This window comes from Candidatus Williamhamiltonella endosymbiont of Tuberolachnus salignus, assembly GCF_964019775.1.
In the GTDB taxonomy this organism is placed as follows: Bacteria; Pseudomonadota; Gammaproteobacteria; order Enterobacterales; family Enterobacteriaceae; genus Hamiltonella; species Hamiltonella defendens.
Map to the genome: position 1 here is coordinate 364,639 of NZ_OZ026471.1, position 23,654 is coordinate 388,292.

Consider the following 23,654-nt stretch of genomic DNA (forward strand, 5'->3'; position numbering starts at 1 on the left):
ATTAAAGCCATCTTCGTTATGTAAAATTTATTTAATCAGCTGACTGATGCGAGGCCCCATATGTATTGATTTGGCCTGTAGGCTTCGCATTTCACTGGTCATCCATATGGCGACAGGTAATTTAATAAAAGGGGCGTTTTCGGGTGTTAGAGGGCGCATAGTACGAAAAGACATGCTGGGTCTTGTTTGAAGATCAGGGCCTTCAAGAATCAAAATACCTGAGGCGATGTCATCAGCATAATGTTGCTGAACACAAGCAGTGAGATGCCATGAATGGACAGGTAAGGTCAACCATTCTTTTTCATCATGTTTTTTATGATTAAGTTGCTGTTTCCATTCCTGCCACAAAACAGGAAATTGCTCAGCAAACCAGCCTTGGTAATTTTTTTATCTGGCATTGTTTCGATATAAGCCATGTCTGCCCGTAAAGCGGCGATACGTACAGGAACTATGGCATCAAATTCTGGTGATAATAATTCAACAGATTCAGGGCTTAAATTAGATCTACATTTCCATGTGGGATAATAAGGATGACCTTCTAATGACCCCCACTGATCCAGTAAAATAGCGGCATAAGAAGAGGAGTATTGATGATTTTTTTAGAAGTGAGATTATAATCGCGGCTGACTCGTTTACCAGCAAGCCTATTGCTTGTGCTCGTATAAAAGAATTCAGACACTTAAACCATTTTATTGCTTTAGAGAACGGCTAAACGCTTTCAACTTGTTTCGTTTTGTGTTCTTGGCTTAATCATGATTTTTAACTTTTTTTATTAAAAAAAATAAATATAGCATTGTATTGATACTTAAATTAAATATGATAACGATTATCATTCTTCTATTTTATATCGCATATTATTGCGTTAAGTATCAGGTCATATGCATTTTATTTCAGGTCATTCTTATCATATTATCGGTTTTTCGAAAGACATCAGCCCCGCTTATCGGCAAAAATTACTGTCACTGGGTGTGCTTCCAGGTTTATTTTTCACTGTGATTCGAGAAGCTCCGATGGGGGATCCTCTTCATATAAAGATAAATAAAATCAATTTGGTATTACGTAAATCCGATTTACATTTTTTAAACTTTACATAAATTCCCTTAAAAATTTCATGAAAAAACTCACCATCGGTTTAATCGGCAATCCAAATACAGGAAAAACAACGCTTTTTAATCAATTAACTGGCGCTCATCAACGTGTGGGTAATTGGGCAGGTGTCACAGTAGAGCGTAAAGAAGGTGAATTTAATACGTCTGAGTATCAGGTGACTCTGGTTGATTTGCCAGGTATTTATTCGTTGACCACGATTTCAGAGCAGACTTCATTAGATGAAAAAATTGCCTCTGAATATATTCTAGATAATAAAGCAGATTTACTGATCAATGTGATCGATGCATCTAATCTAGAACGCAACCTTTATTTGACACTGCAATTATTGGAATGGGAAATTCCCTGCATTCTCGCGCTTAATATGTTGGATATCGCTCAAAATCAACATATAGATATTGATATCGCAACGCTTTCGACTCAATTAGGCTGCCCTGTGGTCCCCTTAATATCAACACAGGCAAGGGGCATCAAAGAGTTAAAACACACAATAAATTCTTTTCAGAGCGACGTCAGGCAGATCAAGAAAAAAGATGATTTGGTGAAATATCCTTCCTGTTTAATCAGCGCGCTTAATCAATTGATTGAAATCATTCCTCACGACAAAATACCCGAACAAAAACGTCGATGGTTAGCATTACAAATGCTTGAAGGGGATATTTACAGTATCTCACAGGCCAAAAAATCAGGCGCATTCGAAGCCGAATTAAACAAAATATTAGAGCAAAATCGCCATAACGATTCTGATGTCGTGATTGCAAACGCCCGTTATCAATCCATCAAGAGTATCACTGATGCAGTGATCCGGACTGAACAGCTCTCTGGGCATCGCACTACGGAAGTGTTGGATCGCTTTATTCTGCACCGTTGGCTTGGGGTACCCCTCTTTTTATTTGTCATGTATCTGATGTTTATTCTGGCGATTAATGTAGGAGGCGCATTTCAACCGCTCTTTGATATCGGCTCCTCTGCCTTTTTTATTAAAGGCACTCAGTGGTTGGGCTATCAGCTTCATTTTCCTGACTGGTTGACCGTTTTTTTGGCTCAAGGCATAGGAGGAGGCATTAATACTATGCTGCCGTTAGTACCGCAGATTGCCATGATGTATCTTTTTCTTTCTTTTTTAGAAGATTCAGGCTACATGGCACGAGCTGCTTTCGTGATGGATCGATTCATGCAGCTGATCGGATTACCCGGGAAGTCGTTTGTACCATTGATTGTCGGTTTTGGGTGTAATGTGCCTTCAATTATGGGCGCGCGCACTTTAGAAGCGCCTCGTGAACGATTGATCACCATTATGATGGCCCCTTTCATGTCTTGCGGTGCCCGGCTTGCCATATTTGCCGTTTTTTCTGCCGCATTTTTTGGGAAATCGGGGGCCAGTGTCGTTTTTTCACTTTATTTGCTTGGGATTGCGGCCGCAATTTTGACCGGATTACTCTTAAAATATACCTTGGTGCAAGGTGAAGCCTCCCCCTTTATTATGGAATTGCCGATCTATCATGTTCCCCATCTCAAAACCTTACTTTTACAGACTTGGCAGCGTTTAAAAGGATTTGTGATCCGCGCGGGAAAGGTCATCATTATGGCCAGTATTCTGATTGGAGGACTAAACAGTTTTTCTCTTTCGGGTAGAACAGTGGATAATATCAACGACTCTGCTTTAGCTTCTGTGAGTAAAGAGTTGACACCTCTATTGGAGCCGTTAGGCATCAAATCCGATCATTGGCAAGCGACGGTCGGTTTAATTGCGGGTGCGATGGCCAAAGAAGTGGTGGTAGGCACATTAAATACATTGTACACCGCTGAGCGGATCCACAATGAACCCTTTGATCCGGACGATTTTCATTTGTTAGACGAATTGGCTGGTGCCATAGATGAAACCTGGGAAGGACTGCGACACAGTATTAACAGCAACGTACTGTCTAACCCTATCAAAGCAAGCCAGGGGGATGGAGAAATGACTCAAGGATCGATGGGCGTCATGAGCCAAAAATTCGGATCCGATATTGCCGCTTATAGCTATTTGATTTTTGTTCTTTTATATGTACCCTGTGCCTCCGTGATGGGTGCCATTGCTCGAGAAACCCATCGAGGGTGGATGATTTTTTCGATTTTATGGGGCTTGAATTTAGCTTGGTCTTTCTCCACCTTGTTTTATCAAATCGCCACTTTTTCTCAGGATCCCAAACGAAGTACACTCACGATCATGGCACTTTTTGTGATCAATGGGCTGATTATCCTGGGTCTAAGACGTTACCCTCTTTTTGCAAAACCAACGAATGTGTCATGACGGATTTATTTAAAATACGCAATGCGATTGCGCTAAACGGCATGATGGATGCAGATCAGCTGAGTCGACTGCTTCACACGCCTTTGCCTTTCATGGAAGCCATGTTATCGCAGCTTACTATCATGGGTAAGATAGAAGCTGTCGAAGAGGAGCAGACTGGCTGTAACAGCCGCTATTGTAAAAGTTGTTCACACAATCCGGGCTGTCATAAGAGATATTATAAAATGAGCGGGGGGTTAAAGTAATTCAAGTTTAATCTGAAGGCAGTATATTCTCTTTTTGCATGAGCATTTTTTAAGGTTGTGTTGCATTAAAGACGATAGATCCGAAAAAAACCCTCTGCTGTTTTTTAGGCATCTAAAAGATAAAATTGAGCGGTGTATAACAACCTCTCCCGATTCGGATGTTGAAGTTGTCCCTTTTTTAACATACATCATCTCGATGTCTGTGCAGATCTGTGATTGCCAGAATGATTTAAATCTCATCATAGGGCGTATTCGTCGATTGATATTTCGATGGCCCTGCTTTATCAGATTGTTCAGATATTTACTCTGACAGATGGGCTAAAACTAAAAGTCAAAGAAGCGCATTGAGTGTGATATTGATTCCTTGTTTGAGGCAGAAATTGTTGCGATTTTGGCACCTCTTTGTTTAAGAGGTTTTTGAGACCCAACGGCTTCATTGTTCGATGCCGAAAGACCCGCCATCGCTTGTGCTAATTGTTCAACTTTTAATATCTCCACTCCCACTTTGATCAAATCCAGATTGAAATCTTCCTTTGAGTTCTCTGCATAATGATTGAGGATCCTTACACTGTCACCCGAATCAGGTTTATCTGGAAAAACAAATCTTGCGCTTCTGTTTGACTCAATGTCTCTGGGAATCCTTTTAAAAATACGCCATCACTGGTCTGCAAAGTATAATCGTGTTTGAGTTGACGCTCACCGTTCTGCGCCAATTCGCTGTACAGGTTTTTTAATCTCACTTGCGTCTGAGTCTGGTTATCATTACGCAGAGCGAATACAACATTTGTTCCCTTTTTAAAGAAAGGCTTATCAAATTCTCCAACCTGTAATGCAATATAATATTGCTGGAATACGGAGGTATAGTTTTTATAATCACTCTCCACGACCCTCACTTTCGCTGATGTCTTTAATCTGGAAATTTCTTTTGGTACATCTTCAGGCCGCACGCGGTCTACCACCGTATCACTCTGGGCAAGTCCGTCCTCTATCAGATCTCCATGCAACCCGCTGGCTAATGCAATACGACGGCCATTCGCGACAATTTTCTTATAGTGTTGAGATTTCAGTGAAATGTTCCCGCGACTGCTATACATTCTCTCTATTTGGCCATGCCTGAGTAATAGGGCTTGGGCTTGCTTGGTGAGAAGCGACTGATACCCTTTCCTTTTAATACTTATTCCAAACTGGATTTAATGAAAATTTTGGCTCTTAAATGCACGCTGAGTGTATCCCCGATACAGCTGACGGGGTCGAGCAATTTTAAGTCCTTCATCATGCATTTCTTTCCAGTGTGAAATCCAGCCAATCGTTCTGGCCACAGTAAATATCACAGTAAACATCGAAGTCGGAATACCTATTGCTTTCAGGATAAGCCCGGAATAAAAATCGACATTAGGATAGAGTTTTTTCTCAATAAAGTAATGATCGTTGAGCGCAATGTGCTCTAATTCCCTTGCTACTTCGAACAAAGGATCTTGTATATTGAGCTCATTTAACACTTCATCACAGGCTTCTTTCATCACTTTTGCTCTGGGATCATAATTTTTGTACACTCTATGACCAAATCCCATCAATCGAAAATCATCATTTTTATCTTTAGCCCGCGCTATAAATTTAGGAATATTTTCAGCTTTACCTATTTCCTCTAGCATTTTTAAGCAGGCTTCATTGGCTCCTCCATGAGAAGGGCCCCATAAAGACGCGATCCCAGCGGCAATACAAGCAAAAGGATTGGAGCCAGAAGAACCCGCTGTACGTACTGTGGACGTGGATGCATTTTGCTCATGATCTGCATGCAAAATTAAAATGCGATCCATCGCACGCTCCACAACAGGGGTAACCTGGTATTCTTCACAAGGGGTTGAAAACATCATATTTAAAAAATTAGCGGCGTAAGAGAGATTATTTTGAGGAAAAACAAAAGGCTGACCGATAGAATATTTGTAGCACATGGCCGCCATGGTAGGCATCTTGGACAATAAACGAAACGCACTGAGTTCGCGATGATTTTGATCATGCACATCTAAACCATTATGGTAAAAAGCCGCCAGAGCACCTGTGACACCACAAAGTACCGCCATTGGATGTGAATCACGACGAAAGCCACGAAATAAATGTGTGATTTGATCATCGATCATCGTATGGCGGGTGATGGTTGTTTTGAATGTCGCATATTGTGCTGGGGTAGGAGGCTCACCATACAACAAGATGTAACACACTTCTAAATAAGTGGAATGATTCGCGAGTTCTTTAATAGGGAAACCACGATGTAGTAACACACCTTTTTCACCGTCGATAAAGGTAATTTTTGATTCGCATGAAGCCGTTGAGGTAAATCCTGGATCAAAAGTAAAATACTTTTTAGAAATCAAAGGGCGCACATCGATGACTTGGGTACCTAAAGTAGGTGAAAATCGTTCAAGTTCAATCAAAGTTTCTCCATCAATAATCAGCGTTGCTTTTTTATCAGACATTCCTAATCTCCTTAACATATTTACTTTCATATTTAAGATAAACTTCTTTTAAACACATTGCATGTCACTTCTTTTCACGGTTTTACAAATAGTCTCAGTGTAGACAATTTTTATATCATTTATAATCACATTAGTATCACAAGATACCCTTAAACATCGCAGTGAATTTATTTTGAATATCATATGGTTATGTAAATTTATTCATTTTCATTTTGAATACTTTGAAATAAAACACTATTTTCATATAAAATGCAGATGAATTGACTGAAAAATGATTCCAATCAAAATATGCCAATCAGATACTGTTATTAGGTCTGCGTTATCATACTTCTTATGTGGATAACGAAGCTCAGAAATGATAAAAATGGGGTAAAAATGATAAAAAAACAAAGACCGATCAATTTAGATTTAATGACGTTTCGGTTTCCTCTAACGGCAATTGCTTCGATTTTGCATCGTATATCAGGCGTGATTATTTTTTTTGCTGTCGGTTTCTTTGTTTGGCTTTTAGGTGTTTCTCTTTCTTCACCAGAAGGCTTTATAAAAGCCTCTACCATCGTCGATCATTTTTTGATGAAATTGATACTGTGGGGTTTTCTCACGGCCTTGTTTTATCATCTTTTAGGGGGCATTCGTCATTTGTTAATGGATTTTGGTTGTATTGAAGAAAACCTAAAACTGGGTATCCGCTCTGCTCAGGTGGTGATGGTTATCACAGTTTTACTGTCGATTTTAGTGGGAATCATCATATGGTAAGCAACGCTTCTGCTTTAGGGCGTAATGGAATTCAAGATTGGCTACTACTGCGTGCCTCTGCGATTATTATTGCGCTATATGTTTTTTACCTGTTTGGTTTTTTTGCGATTACCCCGAATGTAACTTACGAAATTTGGCAACATTTTTTTGCCGCTGCTTTCACTAAAATTTTTACCCTTCTCACTTTATTCTCGATTCTGATTCATGCCTGGATTGGCCTATGGCAAGTATTCACCGATTATGTCAAATCATTACCTTTGAGACTGTTACTACAACTGCTGGTGTTGGTCGTATTGATGGTCTATGTATTTTACGGAACGATGGTCGTTTGGAGTGTTTAAATGAAATTGCCTGTAAGAGCATTTGATGCTGTCGTCATTGGTGCTGGGGGTGCCGGCATGCGCGCGGCCCTGCAAATTTCTCAGCAGGGGCTCTCCTGCGCGCTGGTTTCAAAAGTGTTCCCGACCCGCTCTCATACCGTATCTGCCCAAGGGGGGATCACCGTCGCATTAGGCAATCATCATGAAGACAACTGGGAATGGCACATGTATGACACCGTCAAAGGCTCCGATTATATTGGAGATCAGGATGCAATCGAATATATGTGTCAAAACGGCCCTGAAGCCATCATTGAATTAGAACACATGGGGTTACCCTTTTCTCGGCAGGATGATGGGCGTATCTATCAGCGCCCTTTCGGCGGGCAATCTCTGAATTTTGGCGGCGCTCAAGCCGCTCGCACAGCGGCTGCGGCCGATCGAACCGGACATGCTTTGCTGCATACCCTCTACCAACAAAATTTAAAAAACAACACCACGATTTTTTCTGAATGGTATGCATTGGATCTGGTCAAAAACCAGGATGGCGTTTTTGTTGGATGCACCGCCATCTCCATTGAAACGGGCGAAATCGTTTATTTTAAAGCGCGTGCCACCATTCTTGCGACGGGGGGGGCAGGGCGAATTTATCAATCGACAACGAATGCGCATATTAATACGGGCGATGGTATTGGTATGGCGTTGCGTGCTGGGGTCCCCGTGCAAGATATGGAAATGTGGCAATTTCATCCAACAGGCATTGCAGGGGCTGGCGTTTTAGTGACTGAGGGTTGTCGGGGCGAAGGCGGATATTTACTAAACCGTCATGGCGAACGTTTTATGGAACGCTATGCGCCTAACGCAAAAGATCTCGCGGGGCGTGACGTGGTCGCACGTTCTATCATGATTGAAATTCGTGAAGGCAGGGGCTGTGAAGGGCCTTGGGGGCCACACGTCAAATTAAAATTAGATCATTTAGGCAAAGAAGTGCTCGAATCACGTTTACCCGGTATCCTGGAATTATCTCGAACCTTCGCTCATGTCGACCCTATCAAAGAGCCTATTCCTGTTATCCCAACCTGCCATTATATGATGGGCGGGATCCCTACTAAATTCACAGGCCAGGCCATCACTGTCAATCCAAATGGGGAAGATGAAGTGATACCCGGCTTATTTGCTGTAGGTGAAGTTGCCTGTGTTTCTGTGCATGGCGCGAACCGCTTAGGGGGTAATTCTTTACTTGATTTGGTGGTGTTTGGTCGAGCGGTTGGGCTTCATTTATCAGAATCCTTAAAAGAGCAAGGCGAAAGTCGTGATGCCAGTGATGCTGACCTTGACGCTGCTCTAGAACGCATTCATCGTTGGAATAACACACAATCAGGTGAAGATCCCGTTGAAATTCGTCAAGCATTGCAAACCTGCATGCAAAATCATTTTTCTGTTTTCCGTGAAGGTGAATCGATGGCTGAGGGATTAAAAAAGCTCAACGTCATCCGAGAGAGACTCAACCATGCACGCCTGGAAGATACTTCGACTGAATTTAACACCCAGCGTATTGAATGCCTGGAATTGGATAATTTGATGGAAACTGCTTTTTCAACGGCCGTTTCTGCCCATTTCCGTAAAGAAAGTCGAGGTGCCCATAGCCGGTTTGATTTCACAGAACGTGATGACATCAACTGGTTATGTCACTCATTATTTTTACCACAGACACAAAGTATGGCGCGTCGTAAAGTAAATATGGAGCCCAAACTCAGACCCGCATTTCCACCTAAAGTGCGTTCTTACTGATGATTGGCCTGTTTCGATTTTTAGCACAATAAAAGTATAAGAGAGCTGTAAAAATGAAAAAACGCATGACGCTCGAATTTTCAATCTATCGTTATAATCCTGATGTCGATGATAAGCCACGAATGCAAGATTATAGTCTGCCATTCGAAGAAGGCAGGGATATGATGTTGCTCGATGCCCTCATTGCGTTAAAAGAAAAAGATCCCACCCTGACTTTTCGCCGATCCTGTCGTGAAGGTGTTTGTGGTTCAGATGGCATGAACATGAATGGCAAAAATGGGCTGGCTTGTATTACACCGGTGTCGAGCCTGATTAAAGCCAATCAAAAAATGGTCATTCGCCCTCTCCCTGGTCTGCCTGTGGTGCGTGATCTCGTGGTGGATATGGCCCAATTTTATGCCCAGTACGAAAAAATCAAGCCTTACCTATTAAATGACGGGAAAAACCCGCCTGCCCGAGAACATTTACAATCTCCTGAAGAAAGAGCCAAATTAGACGGGTTATATGAATGTATTTTATGTGCTTGTTGTTCCACTGCTTGCCCTTCATTTTGGTGGAACCCCGATAAATTTGTGGGCCCCGCAGGGTTATTAGCCGCATATCGTTTTTTAATCGACAGCAGGGATACACAAACGCAAACTCGTTTAGAGGGTTTAGATGATGCATTCAGTGTTTTTCGTTGTCATGGCATTATGAATTGTGTCAGTGTTTGCCCTAAAGGCCTCAACCCAACACGCGCCATCGGGCACATCAAATCCATGTTATTAGAACGTGGTGCTTAATTATAAAAATCAAAGCTTTCAGCTTTAAGGATCATCATGCAGAACGGGCTAATGCAGGCTTGGTTGAATTCTTCCTATCTGGCAGGAGCTAATCAATCCTATATAGAACAACTCTACGAAGATTTTTTAATCAATCCCAATTCAGTAGAACAAAGCTGGAAAACCATTTTTGAGCAATTTTCATCCGCCGAAACGGCCAGACCATTACATTCAGAAGTTCGTCAATATTGTCGAGATTTAGCAAAAAACAAGGCGGGTTTATTATCTTCCTGTAACGGCTTAGATCTCGATTCCAAGCAAGTCAAAGTATTCAATCTGATGAATGCTTTTCGCTTCCAGGGCCATCAAAACGCGCATTTAGATCCTCTCGGTTTATGGGAGCGCGAACCCGTTCCTGATCTTAATCTAGCCTATCATGATTTAACTGAAAGTGATTTTGAAAACAGTTTCAACATCGGTTCCTTTGCTATTCCAAAAAAAACAATGACATTGGCAGATTTATACACTGCATTAAAGAAGACGTATTGCGGCTCGATAGGCGCCGAGTATATGCATATCAACAATACTGAAGAAAGGCTCTGGATACAGCAACGCATCGAACCTATCATGGGGCAGCCTCAATTTGATCCTGAGGAAAAACGGCGTTTTTTAAGTGAATTGACGGCTGCCGAGGGCTTAGAGCGTTATTTAGGGGCCAAATTTCCAGGAGCGAAACGCTTTTCACTCGAGGGCGGCGATGCTTTGGTTATCTTGCTGAAAGAACTGATTCGTCACGCAGGTCAGCAGGGCATGAAAGAAGTCGTTCTGGGTATGGCGCACCGTGGTCGTTTGAATGTGTTGATCAATGTATTAGGCAAAATGCCTCAAGATCTTTTTGATGAATTTGCAGGCAAACATAAAGAGCATCTCGGCACAGGGGATGTCAAATATCATCAAGGTTTTTCCTCTGATATTGAAACAGAAGGGGGCCTGATTCATTTGGCGTTGGCGTTTAATCCGTCTCATTTGGAAATTGTCAGCCCCGTTGTCATCGGCTCTGTACGAGCGCGTCGTGATCGCCTCAGTGATAAAGCAAGCAATAAAGTATTCCCCGTCACGATCCACGGGGATGCAGCAATCACTGGGCAAGGCGTGGTGCAAGAAACCTTAAATATGTCTCGAGCCCGAGGTTATGAAGTGGGCGGAACAGTGCGCATCGTGATTAACAATCAAATCGGTTTTACCACCTCAAATCCCCAAGATGCCCGCTCCACCGAATATTGCACTGATGTCGCCAAAATGGTACAGGCACCGATTTTTCACGTCAATGCGGATGACCCCGAAGCCGTGGCTTTTGTCGCTCGTTTGGCCCTGGATTTTCGTAACACTTTTAAGCGCGATTTTATGATCGATTTGGTGTGCTACCGACGACATGGCCACAATGAAGCGGATGAACCGAGCGCGACTCAACCCATCATGTACCAAAAAATCAAAAAACATCCAACGACTCGGGAAATCTACGCACAAAAATTAATTCAGGAAAATATCGTCACTCAAGAAGACGCGACCGAAATGGTCAATCTTTATCGAGATGCTTTAGATCAGGGTAAAGGCATGGTGAAGGAATGGCGTCCCATGAAGCCCCATTCTTTTAATTGGCAGTCTTACCTTAATCATGAATGGGATGCTCAATACCCTAATACAGTTAAAATGGGCTCTTTAAGAGAGTTGGCAAAAAAAATCAGTCTTATCCCTGAAAAAATCGACATGCAATCTCGAGTCGCTAAAATTTATGCAGATCGCGCAGAAATGGCCGCAGGGAAGAAACCCCTCGATTGGGGTGCCGCCGAAACATTAGCCTACGCCACCTTGCTAGATAAAGGCATTTCCATTCGTTTATCAGGTGAAGATTCAGGGCGTGGCACCTTTTTTCACCGGAATGCCGTGATTTATGATCAAAAAAATGGCTCAACATATGTACCTTTAGAAAACATTCACCAACACCAAGGTGACTTTAAGGTCTGGGATTCGGTTTTATCTGAGGAAGCAGTACTGGCTTTTGAATACGGTTATTCGACAGCGGAACCTCGTACTTTAACCATTTGGGAAGCCCAGTTTGGTGATTTTGCCAATGGTGCTCAGGTGGTTATCGATCAATTTATCAGTTCTGGAGAGCAAAAATGGGGTCGTATGTGTGGTCTTGTGATGTTATTACCACACGGCTATGAAGGCCAAGGCCCAGAGCACTCTTCAGCACGTTTAGAACGCTATCTGCAACTTTGTGCTGAGCAAAATATCCAGGTCTGCATTCCTTCTACGCCTGCACAGGTTTACCATATGTTGCGTCGTCAATCATTAAGACCCATGAGACGCCCGTTGGTGGTGATGTCCCCGAAATCGTTGCTTCGCCATCCTTTAGCGATTTCATCTCTTAAAGAATTAGCCGAAGGCACTTTTTTGCCGGCCATCGGTGAAATGGATGAGCTAAACAGCGATTCTATCAAACGTGTTGTGATCTGTGCCGGCAAAGTGTATTACGATCTGTTAGAACAACGTCGTAAAAATCAGCAAGATAATGTGGCGATTATTCGTATTGAGCAACTTTACCCTTTTCCCCATCAAGCAATAAAAATGCTTTTTGAGCCCTATGCGCATGTGCATGATTTTGTTTGGTGTCAAGAAGAACCTCTGAATCAAGGGGCCTGGTATTGTAGTCAACATCATTTTCGAGAGGTGATCCCTTTTGCTGCTTCCTTACGTTATGCGGGCCGGCCGGCCTCAGCCTCTCCCTCTGTGGGTTATCTCTCAGTGCATCAAAAACAACAAAAAGATTTGCTTAACGACGCTTTAACCATCGAATAGCGCTTTGCTCGTGCAAAATCGTCACTACATAGGAATGAATAATGAATAATACAGATATTCTGGTGCCTGATTTACCTGAGTCTGTGGTAGATGCCACTGTGGCCACTTGGCATAAAAAACCAGGCGAAAGGGTTCAACGCGATGAGGTTTTAGTGGAAATTGAAACCGATAAAGTCGTTTTAGAAGTCCCAGCAAGCACTTCTGGTATCCTCGATTCGATAGCAGAGGATGAAGGCGCCACCGTCGTTTCACGCCAAAAACTGGGTCAAATGCGGCTAGAAGATGTCTTTTCTGAATCTACGTCTCAAAAAATACAGAAAAGCACATCGACCTCTGCCAATGAAAAAAAATCCAGTGAGAAGCCAGCGTCAGATGTCACAAACGAATCACAAACAATAGAGACTTTAAGCCCAGCCATTCGTCGCCTGATTGCTGAGCATGAGCTTGATGCTCGCCTGATCAAAGCCACGGGCCCGGGTGGGCGTATGACTCGTGAAGATGTCGAACAATATTTATCCGCTCAAAACGATTCAAAAAAGATCCCCTCTCAACCTATCTCCCAGAGCGAAGCTTCTGATATTTCAAAAAATACCGCTTTTTCTGCTGCTGCAGAGCAGATGGGCATACATCGTAGTGAAAAACGTGTCCCCATGACGCGCCTGCGTAAAAAAATCTCTGAACGCTTGCTGCAGGCAAAAAATAACACGGCCATGTTAACCACTTTTAACGAAGTGAATATGAAGCCCATCATGGATTTACGTAAAAAATATGGTGAGGCTTTTGAAAAAAGCCATGGCGTACGTTTAGGCTTAATGTCTTTTTATGTGAAAGCGGTGATAGAAGCCCTAAAACGCTATCCTGAAATTAATGCCTCTATTGATGACACGGATATTGTGTATCACCATTATTTTGATATCAGTATTGCGGTTTCTACGCCACGTGGTCTTGTCACACCTGTTCTGCGTGATGCGGATACCTTAAGCATGGCGGATATTGAAAAACAGGTTAAGTCTCTGGCGCTGAAAGGGCGTGACGGTAAGCTCAAGGTTGACGAATTAACTGGGGGGAATTTTACCATTACTAACGGAGGGGTTTTTGGTTCACTCATGTCTACCCCCATCATTAATCCTCCTCAAAGTGCCATTTTGGGCATGCATACCATCCAGGAGCGCCCAATGGCAGTCAAAGGTCAGGTTGTGATCCTCCCAATGATGTATTTAGCGCTTTCGTATGACCACCGTTTGGTGGATGGTCGTGAATCTGTAGGTTATTTGGTGACCATCAAACACATGCTTGAGGATCCCGTTCGTTTATTGCTTGATCTATAAAACATAGGGCTGAAAACAGCCCTGTTCAGCCTTACTCAATATTTCCTTTAGAATTAAAATCTGGGGAATGGCTCTACGTTCAGCCCGCCTCATCAACACTGTACATGGGATAACATAATGAATTTACATGAATATCAAGCAAAAGAATTATTTGCTCGACGGGGCTTGCCTGTTCCAAAAGGGTATGTCTGTCGCTCAGCGGATGAAGCAGAAAAAGCGACCACAGAGCTTGGCGGAGATCTTTGGGTCGCAAAATGTCAAGTGCATGCAGGAGGCAGAGGGAAATCGGGGGGGGTCAAATTATGTAACAACCCGCAAGATGTCAGCGCTTTTGCCGAGCAGTGGTTGGGTAAAAATTTGGTGACCTACCAAACCGATCTGCAGGGTCAGCCTGTTCATCACATTTTAGTAGAGGCTGCAACAGATATTGCTCAAGAATTATATCTTGGCGCTGTGATAGACCGCAGTTCAAGCCGTGTCGTTTTTATGGCCTCTACCGAAGGCGGCGTTGAGATTGAAAAAGTCGCAGAAAAAACCCCGCATCTCATTCACAAAGTGACGATCGATCCTTTGACGGGACCACAGCCTTTCCAAGGGCGTGAACTGGCATTTCAACTGGGATTAACTGGTAAAAAAGTCAGCCAGTTCAGTCAGATTTTCATGAATTTAGCAAAATTGTTTTTAGAATGTGATTTAGCGCTACTAGAAATTAACCCTTTGGTCATCACCAAAAAGGAAGAACTTATTTGCTTGGACGCAAAATTAACCGTAGATGGTAACGCCCTATATCGGCAACCTGAATTACGTCAGATTCATGATGTCACGCAAGAAGATGCCCGTGAAGCGCACGCGGCGCAATTTGAATTAAATTATGTGGCGTTAGAGGGCAATATTGGGTGCATGGTCAATGGCGCGGGCCTTGCCATGGGCACAATGGATATGGTGAAACTGTATGGTGCTGAACCTGCTAATTTTTTGGATGTTGGCGGGGGAGCCACCAAAGAACGTGTCACAGAGGCTTTTAAAATTATTTTGTCTGACGAAAAAGTCAAAGCGATTTTAGTTAATATTTTTGGGGGGATTGTACGCTGCGATTTAATTGCAGATGGCATTATCGCTGCCGTTGCCGAAGTGGGTATGCAAATCCCCGTCGTGGTCCGTCTTGAAGGTAACAATGCCAAACCAGGGGCTAAAAAATTGTCTGACAGTGGCCTTAATATTATTGCCGCAAACAGTTTAACCCATGCGGCAAAGCAAATTGCTGCAGCAGTGAAGGAAAAATAATGTCTATTTTAGTGGATAAAAATACCAAAGTCATTTGCCAGGGTTTTACCGGCAGCCAAGGCACTTTCCATTCAGAACACGCCATCGCTTATGGCACTCAAATGGTTGGGGGCGTCACTCCAGGTAAAGGAGGAACCACCCATTTAGGCTTACCTGTATTTAATACGGTCAAAGAAGCGGTTTTAAAAACTGGGGCGACGGCTTCTGTTATTTATGTGCCTGCGCCTTTTTGCAAAGATTCGATTCTTGAAGCCATCGATGCGGGCATAACTCTGATTGTTTGCATTACGGAAGGAATTCCGACGTTAGACATGCTGATCGTCAAAGAGAAACTCAAACAAAGCCATGTGAGAATGATAGGCCCGAATTGCCCGGGGATTATTACGCCTGGCGCCTGTAAAATTGGGATTATGCCTGGTCATATTCATCGTCCGGGCAAGGTTGGCATTGTGTCACGTTCAGGCACATTAACTTATGAAGCCGTCAAACAAACCACCGATGTTGGTTTAGGTCAATCGACCTGTGTGGGTATTGGAGGAGACCCTATTTCAGGCTCTCATTTCATTGATATTTTCACGTTGTTTGAACAGGATCCTCAAACAGAAGTAATTGTCATGATAGGTGAAATTGGTGGAAACGCAGAAGAAGAAACCGCAGATTACATCAAAAATATGTCATTTAAAAAACCGGTCGTGGCTTATATCGCAGGAGTGACAGCGCCGAAAGGAAAGCGTATGGGACATGCGGGCGCCATCATTTCAGGAGGACGAGGAACCGCGGAAGAAAAATTTTTAGCCCTGGAAGCGGCGGGGGTAAAAACGGTCCATAGCCTGACCGATATTGGCCAAGCGGTGATCAACATTTTATCATAATCGATCAAGAAAATACTGAGGTAACGCGTGAGCAACGCGTTACTTTATGGATTAAAAATGAAATCAATATTAGCCTGAATTCATCCCCCTCTTTCTATCAAAAAAATTTTTTTCGATTCAACCCTATTATAAAAAAATTCTTTTTTATTTTTAATATGATTTTTTTATCAGGGAAAAATTAAAAAATAAACCGTTTTAACTAAAGCCGATTGTTAATTTTATTTAAAATATTTATAGATTAGCGAGAATCACGCCTCATCCCAAAAAAAAATCATACCCCCTTCAGAGCCATTTTATCTTTTGGCTGCTTAAAAAAAATTACATTTCTTTTTCTTCATGTTTTTACTCTTAACGAAACACAACCTCACACTTTCATTATGCAATGATATTGCTTCATAACAATCAGCTATATCACAAACAACTTACAAAAAATAACATGATGAAAAAATTTAACCTTTTGGTATTACCTTCTTTTGTAAAAAAAATCGGGAAACTGTCTCTCTTAACTACATTAATCTCCTGTGGAGGAGGTGGAGGTGGTGGTGGAGGGAGCGGGGGGACATATGCTCTTCCACCAACACCAAGTGTTCAGATTAACCCTGATAAACAACCTGAGAGCTGGGAACGAATTTTTGTTGAGGATTACCTAGACCAGACTAAAATCAAAAAAGTGCATCAACAGGGACATAAAGGTCAAGGTGTTAATATACTGGTCATCGACAGTGGAGATATACCTGATGTTCCAGAGCTGGACAAAAAAAAAATCAATGAGATAAATCCCTCCACCACTGCAGAAAATCAGAAGTTTGGGCATGGCGCATCAGTAGTATCGATGATTGTAGGCAATAAAACAGGTAATTTTGCTGGAGGAGTGGCGCCTGAAAGTCATGTTTTTTATGTAAATCATAAACCTAATAATGTAAATAAAGCAAAACTCATAAATATTGAGGAGATTGGGGAGCTGGTGTTAAATAACAACATAAAAATCATTAATCACAGTTATACTCTTGACAATTCTGCATATGGGTTTGGAATAATTGCAAAAAAACAACAGCTTATTGCATACCTGGAAAAATCAGTCAACGATTTTCAGGTTTTACACATTTGGGCCGCGGGAAATGACTCTATTATTCGTCATCCCTACACAGGTGGGCTACCTTATTTTCGTCCACAACTTGAAAGAGTTTGGATCGCGGTAGTTGGAGTGTATCCCGATGGAGAAATAGACAACGGTTCTGTAAAATGTTACAGAGCAAAGAATTTTTGTATTGGGGCTCCTATGCAGCTTTGGATGAGAGGTGAAATGTATCGCGGCACAAGCTATAGCGCGCCTATTGTTTCAGGGATAGCCGCATTGGTTTCGGGAAAATACCCTTGGATGACCGTAAATAATCTGCGCCAGGTAATCTTAACCTCAGGTTCTAACGCTCATAAAAAAGAACTCAGTGACGATACAGGCTGGGGAGTGGTGGATGCCGAAAAAGCCATTAATGGCCCAAGTCTATTTGATAAAAGATTAACGGACCTCCAGGGCGTCACTGACGAGGAAAAATATTCTTTTGTGGCGGATGTCACCAACCAGGCTGGTCAAGGCTATGTTTTCAGCAATAATATCGACGGTGATGCAGGTTTGATAAAAAAAGGCGAGGGGGAATTGATTTTAACAGGAGAAAATTCCTACACAGGAGACACTCATGTAAAAAAAGGCCGGTTATCACTTCTTGGGGGAGTACTGAATTCAAATGTCACTATTGATAAGGAAGCTAATTTTAAGATCGCAAACGGAATGGTCAATGCTGATATTACCAACAATGGCTTTCTCTTGACTCGTAAAAAATTTTCTCCAAATTCAACATTATCTCTTGATACAAGCATTGTAGACGGCACATTAACTTTAAATGAAAATTCTACTTTGATCAGTGAGAATGGTAGCGTGCTATTTGTAAACAAGAATATATTCTTAAATAATCCTAAACTTAACGTGCTTGTTGATGAAAAAGAAATTGCCCTCAATAATTATATAGCATTACTTTCCAAAGGAATTTTGAATGGAAGATTTTCTTCAATAGAAGGCGTCGACGAACGTAATCAACCAATAAAAACACATGATTTTACAATTGAATATGGAAGCGATGGTCAAACTGTTATTATCATAGTAAAGGACAAAGAAGGAATTGGTTATGAAGCAAGGAGAGCAAAAAGAGAAATCCTGGGCAATGATGATGAAACTTACAATGCGGTTGCACAATCCTTAACGAGCTCATTGAATAAAGCTCCAGACAGGCAAAAAATGGCACAGGCCAGACCAGAAATACAACGTCTCTTAACCACATCAGATCCAGAAACACTGGGCAACATGCTGGACAGTCTTTCCGGTCAATTGTATGCCTCAGGTTTAGCGTTAAGTTTCCAGCAATCCGCGATGATCAACCGGGTTTTAGGCAATCGTTTAAATCAAATCACACAAAATTCAGCCAGCTCTGGCATGTGGTTTGACCTTTACGGAGGAAAAGGGGAACTGAAACAAACGGGCTTTGCGACCGGAAAAACCGATTTTTGGGGCGGTCAATGGGGCGCAGACACCCGCATCAATGACAATTGGGTTATAGGCGGTGCAGTGTTGGCGGGGAGGGGGCAAGCCAGTTTTGACCGTTGGGGTGGGCAGTCTACATCACGTAATATCGGCGTGTCTGTCTATAGTCGATATGGTCAAAACCGAGGCTGGTACACTGCAGGGCGTTTAGGTTGGGCCTCTATCAACAATAAAACGGAACGTAAAATTCTGACCAATAATGAAAAAATGATCGGCGCAAAACATAAAGATAACCTATGGTCAGGGTATCTAGAAACGGGCTATGTCATGCATCGCAACCAATCTCGCATCACCCCGTTCGTTGGTTTGGCCTATGACCGGATCACTCGCGGCGCTTTTGCAGAAAAAGGCGACGAATCTGCCTTTGCTCTAAAGGCCAATGCGGCGAGTTACGATCAAACTTCTGGCTTACTGGGTGTCCGTTTTGCTCACCGTTTTGACTGGGCCGCGGGGTCAAGCTGGGTCCAGGCTTACGGGCTTTATCAACGGAGCTTAAAAGCAGACGATTTGAGTTATAAAGCGACATTTGTCGGTTTCCCTTCTGTACATCATTGGGTCAAAGGGATCGACTTACCCAAACACTCTGGCTGGGTAGGGATTGGCTTCAATACTCAATCCACCCCTGTTTTCAGCTGGCAAGCGGGTTACAACGCACAAATGGGAGGTTATGGAAAAATCAATCACCTGTTGAATTTAGGTTTTCGTATCAACTTTATCTAATACGCACTAAAACAGCGATGTTCGATTACCTGCCAATGAGGCCATTTGATTAAAATATAACGGATATCAATCGCTTGAAATAAATGAAAACCGCTGAAACCCGCTCTAGAGCGGGTTTCAGTTTTTATAACACATATTCAGGATGCTATTTTTTTTTATATGGCTATAATCCGCCAGTAAGTTAACCAGACAGTCGCCGCTTCTTTTGATGTTTATTAAAAAAACAAAAAATAGAAGGGGAGGAAAGTCCGGGCTCCATAGAGCAGAGTGCCAGGTAATGCCTGGGAGGCGTGAGCCTACGACAAGTGCAACAGAGAGCAAACCGCCGATGGCCTGAAATATGAGGATCAGGTAAGGGTGAAAGGGTGTGGTAAGAGCACACCGCGCGTTTGGTAACAATCGTGGCAAGGTAAACTCCACTCGGAGCAAGACCAAATAGGGGTTCACATAGTGCGGCTCGTACTGAACTCGGGTAGGTTGCTTGAGCCATCAAGCGATTGCTGGCCTAGATGAATGACTGTCCACGACAAAACCCGGCTTATCGGTTAACTTACTTTTCAAAAAATCACATGTCAGCAAAGTCCAATCGATCGCTTCAATTCCTTTTTGAGTGGATGGTTAAAACAAGCTTAAAATAATGTATTGGCGACATCTAACCAATCTTCTTTAAATTTTTGGCGTTTATTGTCTATAGAAATACACTCAGAAATGGGAGCATGCCGCATTTTGCCATTCTGAACGCCCACGCAGCAACTCAATATTGCCTTGTGATCAGTTTGGACCAATAATTCCACTGCGTAAGCGCCCATTCGAGAAGCCAGGATACGATCGTAAGCAACAGGGGCTCCACCTCTTTGTATATGCCCTAATACTGTAGGCCTGGTTTCTCTTTTTGTCTCCTTTTCAATATATTGAGATAATTCATTAATATCACAAATACGCTCAGTGATAGTGATGATTGCGTGTTTTTTGCCTTTGGCAATACCTGCCTTAATTTCTGTGATCAACTCTTTACGATCAAAGGGGACTTCTGGTATCACAATAAATTCACATCCCCCTGCGATAGCCGCGGCTAAGGTCAAATCGCCACAATGACGCCCCATGACTTCAACAATAGAAATACGTTGATGTGAAGAGGATGTATCACGTAGGCGGTCAATCGCTTCGACCACTGTCTGCAACGCAGTAAAAAAGCCAATGCTGTAATCTGTGCCTGCCACATCGTTATCAATAGTCCCAGGTAAACCGACACAATGGATACCGCCTTCTTTTGCGAGCAATTCAGCCCCGGCATAAGATCCGTCTCCCCCAATCACTACCAGCGCATCAATCCCATGTGAGTTCAGATTTTTGATGGCCCTTGCCCGGTTTTCTTTTTGAGTAAATTCAGGGAAACGGGCAGAGCCAAGAATCGTGCCACCTCGATTAATAATATCGGATACGCTGTAACGATTGAGTTGTTGTATCTGATTATCATACAAACCTTGATAGCCGTCGTAGATACCAAAAACTTCTTTATTTTTAAATAAAGTAGAGCGGACAACACCTCGTATTGCGGCGTTCATACCTGGTGCATCCCCCCCACTGGTTAATACTCCTATTCTTTTAACCATAGCTCTCTCTTATTCTAGATATAATGAATCATTCAATGATACTGAAATATTCAGTTTGAGGAGAAAAAATATATCGATTTAGTTTATTTAACACGAGATACGTATTCACCAGAACGCGTATCTACTTTGATGATTTCGCCGATTTGGACAAACAAGGGCACTTTAACGACGGCGCCTGTGGTTAAAGTCGCCGGTTTCCCCCCTGTGCCAGCCGTATCGCCTTTCAAACCTGGATCGGTGTCAACGATTTGAAGCTCCACAAAATTAGGGGGCGTCACAGAAATGGGTTGTCCGTTCCACAATGTCAAAATACATTCAGCCTGTTCGACCAGCCATTTCGCGCTTTCACCTGTTGCTTTCACATCCGCTGCCAATTGTTCAAAGGTGTCATTATTCATAAAATGCCAAAAATCACCGTCGTTATAGAGATAAATTAAATTCATATCGACGACATCTGCACCTTCAACGCTGTCTGTTGATTTAAAGGTTTTTTCCAGTAATTTCCCTGAAATTAATTTTCGAATACGAGTTCGAACAAACGCCTGGCCTTTGCCTGGTTTAACAAATTCACTCTCAATGATAGAACAGGGTTCACCGTCTAACATGATTTTAAGACCCGAACGAAATTCGTTGCTAGAATAAGTGGCCATCTATGATCCTTTTTGAAACGGATAATTAAAGTTAACAATGAAAAATATGGTCACTGACACTCACCCAACCAGAGAAAACTGGTTACAAGAACTTGGCAATGTTATCACTGATCCTCTCGCATTATTGTCTTTTTTAAAGTTGGAGAAGAACATAAAATTAAGACAAGGCGCGCACGCGCGTGCTTTATTCCCTTTGCGTGTGCCCATCGCGTTCGCAGAGAAAATGACACCTGGAGATCCCAAAGATCCCCTCTTATTACAGGTACTGACGTTATCTGATGAATTCGTTCACACCTCTGGTTTTAGTGCCGATCCCTTATACGAACAAGCAGCGGTTTTGCCTGGCCTGCTTCATAAATATCGTAATCGCGTATTGATGTTGATTAAAGGAGGTTGTGCAGTCCATTGCCGTTATTGCTTTCGCCGTCATTTTCCTTATCAAAACAACAAGGGATCTCAAGTCAATAGAGAGCAGGTGTTCAATTATATTAGAAAACACACTGAATTAGATGAAGTGATCTTTTCGGGGGGCGATCCTTTAATGGCCAAAGATCCTGAATTGGCTTCTTTAGTCACCGTTTTAGAATCCATTCCACATATTAAGCGGCTCCGTATTCATACCCGATTGCCTATCGTGATCCCTTCTCGCATTACAACAAGACTGTGTGAATCTTTTTCAAATTCTTCTTTGCAAATATTGATGGTGACCCATATTAATCATCCTAATGAAATGGATCAGACCGTTTATAACAGTATGTACCGCCTAAAACAGGCGGGCGTGACCTTGCTCAATCAAACCGTTTTATTAAAAGACGTGAATAATAACGCCGAAATATTGGCTCAGCTAAGCAATAGATTATTTAACGCCGGAATTTTGCCTTATTATCTCCATTTGCTAGACAAGGTGCAGGGTGCCGCGCATTTTATGGTGGAGGAACACGAAGCACGACAAATTATGAAGGCACTTTTAGGTCAAGTATCAGGTTATTTGGTGCCGAGACTCACCAGAGAAGTCGCTGGTGAGCCCAGTAAAATACCGATTGATTTGCAGTTATTATCATATTCTGCGCCATAAGAGAGCGGGGGGGTTACGAAAAATCCAGCACAGGTGATTTTGGCAAACAAAAAAGTTAAGTGCGTTCCATACAGGCTTTTAGCGTATTTTGCAACAAGCTGGCCACCGTCATGGGGCCGACTCCGCCAGGAACAGGCGTGATCCATGCCGCTCTGGTTGCAGCCATATCAAATTCTACGTCCCCTACCACGCGACCATTTTGCAATCTATTAATACCAACATCTATCACAATCGCGCCGGGTTTGATCCAGGTGCCAGGGATAAAAGAGGGTTTCCCCACTGCCACCACCAGTAAATCCGCGTTTTCAACATGTTGCTGGAGATGTTGAGTGAATCTATGTGCGACCGTGGTGGTACAACCGGCCAGCAACAATTCCAGGCTCATCGGCCGCCCCACAATGTTAGAGGCGCCCACGACCAAGGCATTCAAGCCACAAGGATCGAGATCGTAGCGCGCCAGTAAGGTCATGATGCCCAGAGGTGTGCAGGGGCGTAATTTCGGTATCCTTTGACATAAAGAGCCAATGTTATAAGGATGAAACCCATCGACATCTTTATCGGGGCGTATCTGTTCTAACATGTTCGCGCTATCAAAGCGTTCCGGTAGAGGCAACTGAACCAAGATGCCATCTATCTCAGGATCTTGATTAAGCTGCTTTATTAAAGACACCAGTTCTGCTTTAGAGGTTGTTTCTGGCAACGGATAACAATACGAAACAAACCCAACTTCTTCACAGGCCTTACGTTTATTCGCCACATAAATCTGAGACGCGCTATTTTCACCGATTAATATCACCGCCAGACCAGGGGCACGTTTCCCTTGTTTGAGGCGTTTTTGTACGCCATGAGCGACTTCATTTTTGATTTGCTGCGCGATGGCTTTACCATCCATAATTTTGGCTGACATGTCGAG

The 23,654-nt window shown here is 42.7% G+C and carries 19 protein-coding genes, 1 other RNA gene and 1 pseudogene; 14 read left to right on the plus strand and 7 right to left on the minus strand.

The window, feature by feature from the left end:
* Positions 1–27 precede the first annotated feature (27 nt).
* Positions 28–348, minus strand: a complete 321-nt coding sequence (locus tag AACL23_RS01755) for an IucA/IucC family protein (RefSeq protein WP_339049735.1) — start codon at positions 346–348, stop codon at positions 28–30.
* The gene (locus AACL23_RS01760) at positions 288–566 is read right to left on the minus strand and encodes an IucA/IucC family protein (protein WP_339051527.1); all 279 of its coding nucleotides are present in this window, start codon (positions 564–566) and stop codon (positions 288–290) included. Before AACL23_RS01760 ends, AACL23_RS01755 begins: the two co-directional genes overlap by 61 nt.
* A gap of 312 nt (positions 567–878) precedes the next feature.
* Between AACL23_RS01760 and feoA the strand changes: the two genes are divergently transcribed.
* The 3 genes and pseudogenes from feoA to AACL23_RS01775 all read left to right on the plus strand — a co-directional run bounded on the left by feoA (position 879) and on the right by AACL23_RS01775 (position 3,645).
* Positions 879–1,094 carry a ferrous iron transporter A gene (gene feoA, locus AACL23_RS01765; RefSeq protein WP_015874232.1) on the plus strand — a complete coding sequence of 72 codons (216 nt, stop codon included), beginning with the start codon at positions 879–881 and terminating at the stop codon, positions 1,092–1,094.
* Between the two features lie 17 nt (positions 1,095–1,111).
* Positions 1,112–3,364: pseudogene (gene feoB / locus AACL23_RS01770) on the plus strand (Fe(2+) transporter permease subunit FeoB); the annotation flags it as partial.
* Between the two features lie 32 nt (positions 3,365–3,396).
* Positions 3,397–3,645, plus strand: coding sequence for a FeoC-like transcriptional regulator (locus AACL23_RS01775; RefSeq protein WP_100103037.1), 249 nt, complete (start codon positions 3,397–3,399; stop codon positions 3,643–3,645).
* A 563-nt stretch (positions 3,646–4,208) separates the two neighbouring features.
* Here the strand turns inward: AACL23_RS01775 and AACL23_RS01785 are convergent.
* Both AACL23_RS01785 and AACL23_RS01790 read right to left on the minus strand, forming a co-directional pair.
* Positions 4,209–4,739, minus strand: coding sequence for a hypothetical protein (locus AACL23_RS01785; RefSeq protein WP_339049743.1), 531 nt, complete (start codon positions 4,737–4,739; stop codon positions 4,209–4,211).
* A gap of 96 nt (positions 4,740–4,835) precedes the next feature.
* Positions 4,836–6,119 carry a citrate synthase gene (locus tag AACL23_RS01790; protein ID WP_339049745.1) on the minus strand — a complete coding sequence of 428 codons (1,284 nt, stop codon included), beginning with the start codon at positions 6,117–6,119 and terminating at the stop codon, positions 4,836–4,838.
* Positions 6,120–6,452: 333 nt separating this feature from the next.
* Between AACL23_RS01790 and sdhC the strand changes: the two genes are divergently transcribed.
* From sdhC to rnpB, 10 genes are all read left to right on the plus strand, one after another.
* Complete coding sequence (sdhC, locus tag AACL23_RS01795) at positions 6,453–6,875, plus strand: succinate dehydrogenase cytochrome b556 subunit (RefSeq protein WP_193432625.1); 423 nt, start codon at positions 6,453–6,455, stop codon at positions 6,873–6,875.
* Positions 6,869–7,216: a succinate dehydrogenase membrane anchor subunit gene (gene sdhD / locus AACL23_RS01800; RefSeq protein ID WP_015874239.1), complete on the plus strand. Its 348-nt coding sequence runs from the start codon at positions 6,869–6,871 to the stop codon at positions 7,214–7,216. Before sdhC ends, sdhD begins: the two co-directional genes overlap by 7 nt.
* Complete coding sequence (gene sdhA / locus AACL23_RS01805; RefSeq protein WP_339049748.1) at positions 7,217–8,983, plus strand: succinate dehydrogenase flavoprotein subunit; 1,767 nt, start codon at positions 7,217–7,219, stop codon at positions 8,981–8,983.
* A gap of 65 nt (positions 8,984–9,048) precedes the next feature.
* Positions 9,049–9,765, plus strand: coding sequence for a succinate dehydrogenase iron-sulfur subunit (locus AACL23_RS01810; RefSeq protein ID WP_029589065.1), 717 nt, complete (start codon positions 9,049–9,051; stop codon positions 9,763–9,765).
* A 36-nt stretch (positions 9,766–9,801) separates the two neighbouring features.
* Positions 9,802–12,606 carry a 2-oxoglutarate dehydrogenase E1 component gene (gene sucA, locus AACL23_RS01815; protein ID WP_100096214.1) on the plus strand — a complete coding sequence of 935 codons (2,805 nt, stop codon included), beginning with the start codon at positions 9,802–9,804 and terminating at the stop codon, positions 12,604–12,606.
* A gap of 41 nt (positions 12,607–12,647) precedes the next feature.
* Positions 12,648–13,934 carry a 2-oxoglutarate dehydrogenase complex dihydrolipoyllysine-residue succinyltransferase gene (gene odhB, locus AACL23_RS01820; RefSeq protein ID WP_339049750.1) on the plus strand — a complete coding sequence of 429 codons (1,287 nt, stop codon included), beginning with the start codon at positions 12,648–12,650 and terminating at the stop codon, positions 13,932–13,934.
* 117 nt (positions 13,935–14,051) lie between these two features.
* On the plus strand, positions 14,052–15,218 hold the full coding sequence (gene sucC, locus AACL23_RS01825; RefSeq protein WP_100096212.1) for an ADP-forming succinate--CoA ligase subunit beta: 1,167 nt from the start codon (positions 14,052–14,054) through the stop codon (positions 15,216–15,218).
* Positions 15,218–16,090: a succinate--CoA ligase subunit alpha gene (gene sucD, locus AACL23_RS01830; protein ID WP_100096211.1), complete on the plus strand. Its 873-nt coding sequence runs from the start codon at positions 15,218–15,220 to the stop codon at positions 16,088–16,090. The genes sucC and sucD overlap by 1 nt, the downstream gene beginning before the upstream one ends.
* A 436-nt stretch (positions 16,091–16,526) precedes the next feature.
* Entirely contained in the window at positions 16,527–19,403 is a 2,877-nt protein-coding gene (locus tag AACL23_RS01835; protein WP_339049754.1) for an autotransporter domain-containing protein, read from the plus strand.
* A 177-nt stretch (positions 19,404–19,580) separates the two neighbouring features.
* Positions 19,581–19,960, plus strand: an RNA gene (gene rnpB, locus AACL23_RS01840) — RNase P RNA component class A.
* 72 nt (positions 19,961–20,032) lie between these two features.
* Here the strand turns inward: rnpB and pfkA are convergent.
* Positions 20,033–21,016 (minus strand): 6-phosphofructokinase, encoded by a 984-nt coding sequence (pfkA, locus tag AACL23_RS01845; protein ID WP_015874248.1) that lies wholly within the window; start codon positions 21,014–21,016, stop codon positions 20,033–20,035.
* Between the two features lie 83 nt (positions 21,017–21,099).
* The gene (efp, locus tag AACL23_RS01850; protein ID WP_015874249.1) at positions 21,100–21,666 is read right to left on the minus strand and encodes an elongation factor P; all 567 of its coding nucleotides are present in this window, start codon (positions 21,664–21,666) and stop codon (positions 21,100–21,102) included.
* Positions 21,667–21,703: 37 nt separating this feature from the next.
* On the opposite strand from efp, the gene epmB reads away from it, so the two are divergent.
* Positions 21,704–22,741 carry an EF-P beta-lysylation protein EpmB gene (epmB, locus tag AACL23_RS01855; RefSeq protein WP_171967723.1) on the plus strand — a complete coding sequence of 346 codons (1,038 nt, stop codon included), beginning with the start codon at positions 21,704–21,706 and terminating at the stop codon, positions 22,739–22,741.
* A gap of 55 nt (positions 22,742–22,796) precedes the next feature.
* Here epmB and folD read toward each other — a convergent pair whose 3' ends face one another.
* The gene (gene folD, locus AACL23_RS01860) at positions 22,797–23,648 is read right to left on the minus strand and encodes a bifunctional methylenetetrahydrofolate dehydrogenase/methenyltetrahydrofolate cyclohydrolase FolD (protein WP_100096207.1); all 852 of its coding nucleotides are present in this window, start codon (positions 23,646–23,648) and stop codon (positions 22,797–22,799) included.
* Positions 23,649–23,654 lie beyond the last annotated feature (6 nt).

What these genes read in the sequence shown, in the direction of transcription:
- sdhC (WP_193432625.1), top strand. Translation starts at nt 6,453, where the DNA reads ATGTGGATAACGAAGCTCAGAAATGATAAAAATGGGGTAAAAATGATA.
- sucA (WP_100096214.1), top strand. Translation starts at nt 9,802, where the DNA reads ATGCAGAACGGGCTAATGCAGGCTTGGTTGAATTCTTCCTATCTGGCA.
- odhB (WP_339049750.1), top strand. Translation starts at nt 12,648, where the DNA reads ATGAATAATACAGATATTCTGGTGCCTGATTTACCTGAGTCTGTGGTA.
- sdhD (WP_015874239.1), top strand. Translation starts at nt 6,869, where the DNA reads ATGGTAAGCAACGCTTCTGCTTTAGGGCGTAATGGAATTCAAGATTGG.
- feoA (WP_015874232.1), top strand. Translation starts at nt 879, where the DNA reads ATGCATTTTATTTCAGGTCATTCTTATCATATTATCGGTTTTTCGAAA.
- epmB (WP_171967723.1), top strand. Translation starts at nt 21,704, where the DNA reads ATGAAAAATATGGTCACTGACACTCACCCAACCAGAGAAAACTGGTTA.
- sucD (WP_100096211.1), top strand. Translation starts at nt 15,218, where the DNA reads ATGTCTATTTTAGTGGATAAAAATACCAAAGTCATTTGCCAGGGTTTT.
- pfkA (WP_015874248.1), bottom strand. Translation starts at nt 21,016, where the DNA reads ATGGTTAAAAGAATAGGAGTATTAACCAGTGGGGGGGATGCACCAGGT.
- folD (WP_100096207.1), bottom strand. Translation starts at nt 23,648, where the DNA reads ATGTCAGCCAAAATTATGGATGGTAAAGCCATCGCGCAGCAAATCAAA.
- sdhA (WP_339049748.1), top strand. Translation starts at nt 7,217, where the DNA reads ATGAAATTGCCTGTAAGAGCATTTGATGCTGTCGTCATTGGTGCTGGG.
- AACL23_RS01775 (WP_100103037.1), top strand. Translation starts at nt 3,397, where the DNA reads ATGACGGATTTATTTAAAATACGCAATGCGATTGCGCTAAACGGCATG.
- sucC (WP_100096212.1), top strand. Translation starts at nt 14,052, where the DNA reads ATGAATTTACATGAATATCAAGCAAAAGAATTATTTGCTCGACGGGGC.
- AACL23_RS01810 (WP_029589065.1), top strand. Translation starts at nt 9,049, where the DNA reads ATGACGCTCGAATTTTCAATCTATCGTTATAATCCTGATGTCGATGAT.
- AACL23_RS01785 (WP_339049743.1), bottom strand. Translation starts at nt 4,739, where the DNA reads ATGTATAGCAGTCGCGGGAACATTTCACTGAAATCTCAACACTATAAG.
- AACL23_RS01835 (WP_339049754.1), top strand. Translation starts at nt 16,527, where the DNA reads ATGATGAAAAAATTTAACCTTTTGGTATTACCTTCTTTTGTAAAAAAA.
- efp (WP_015874249.1), bottom strand. Translation starts at nt 21,666, where the DNA reads ATGGCCACTTATTCTAGCAACGAATTTCGTTCGGGTCTTAAAATCATG.
- AACL23_RS01790 (WP_339049745.1), bottom strand. Translation starts at nt 6,119, where the DNA reads ATGTCTGATAAAAAAGCAACGCTGATTATTGATGGAGAAACTTTGATT.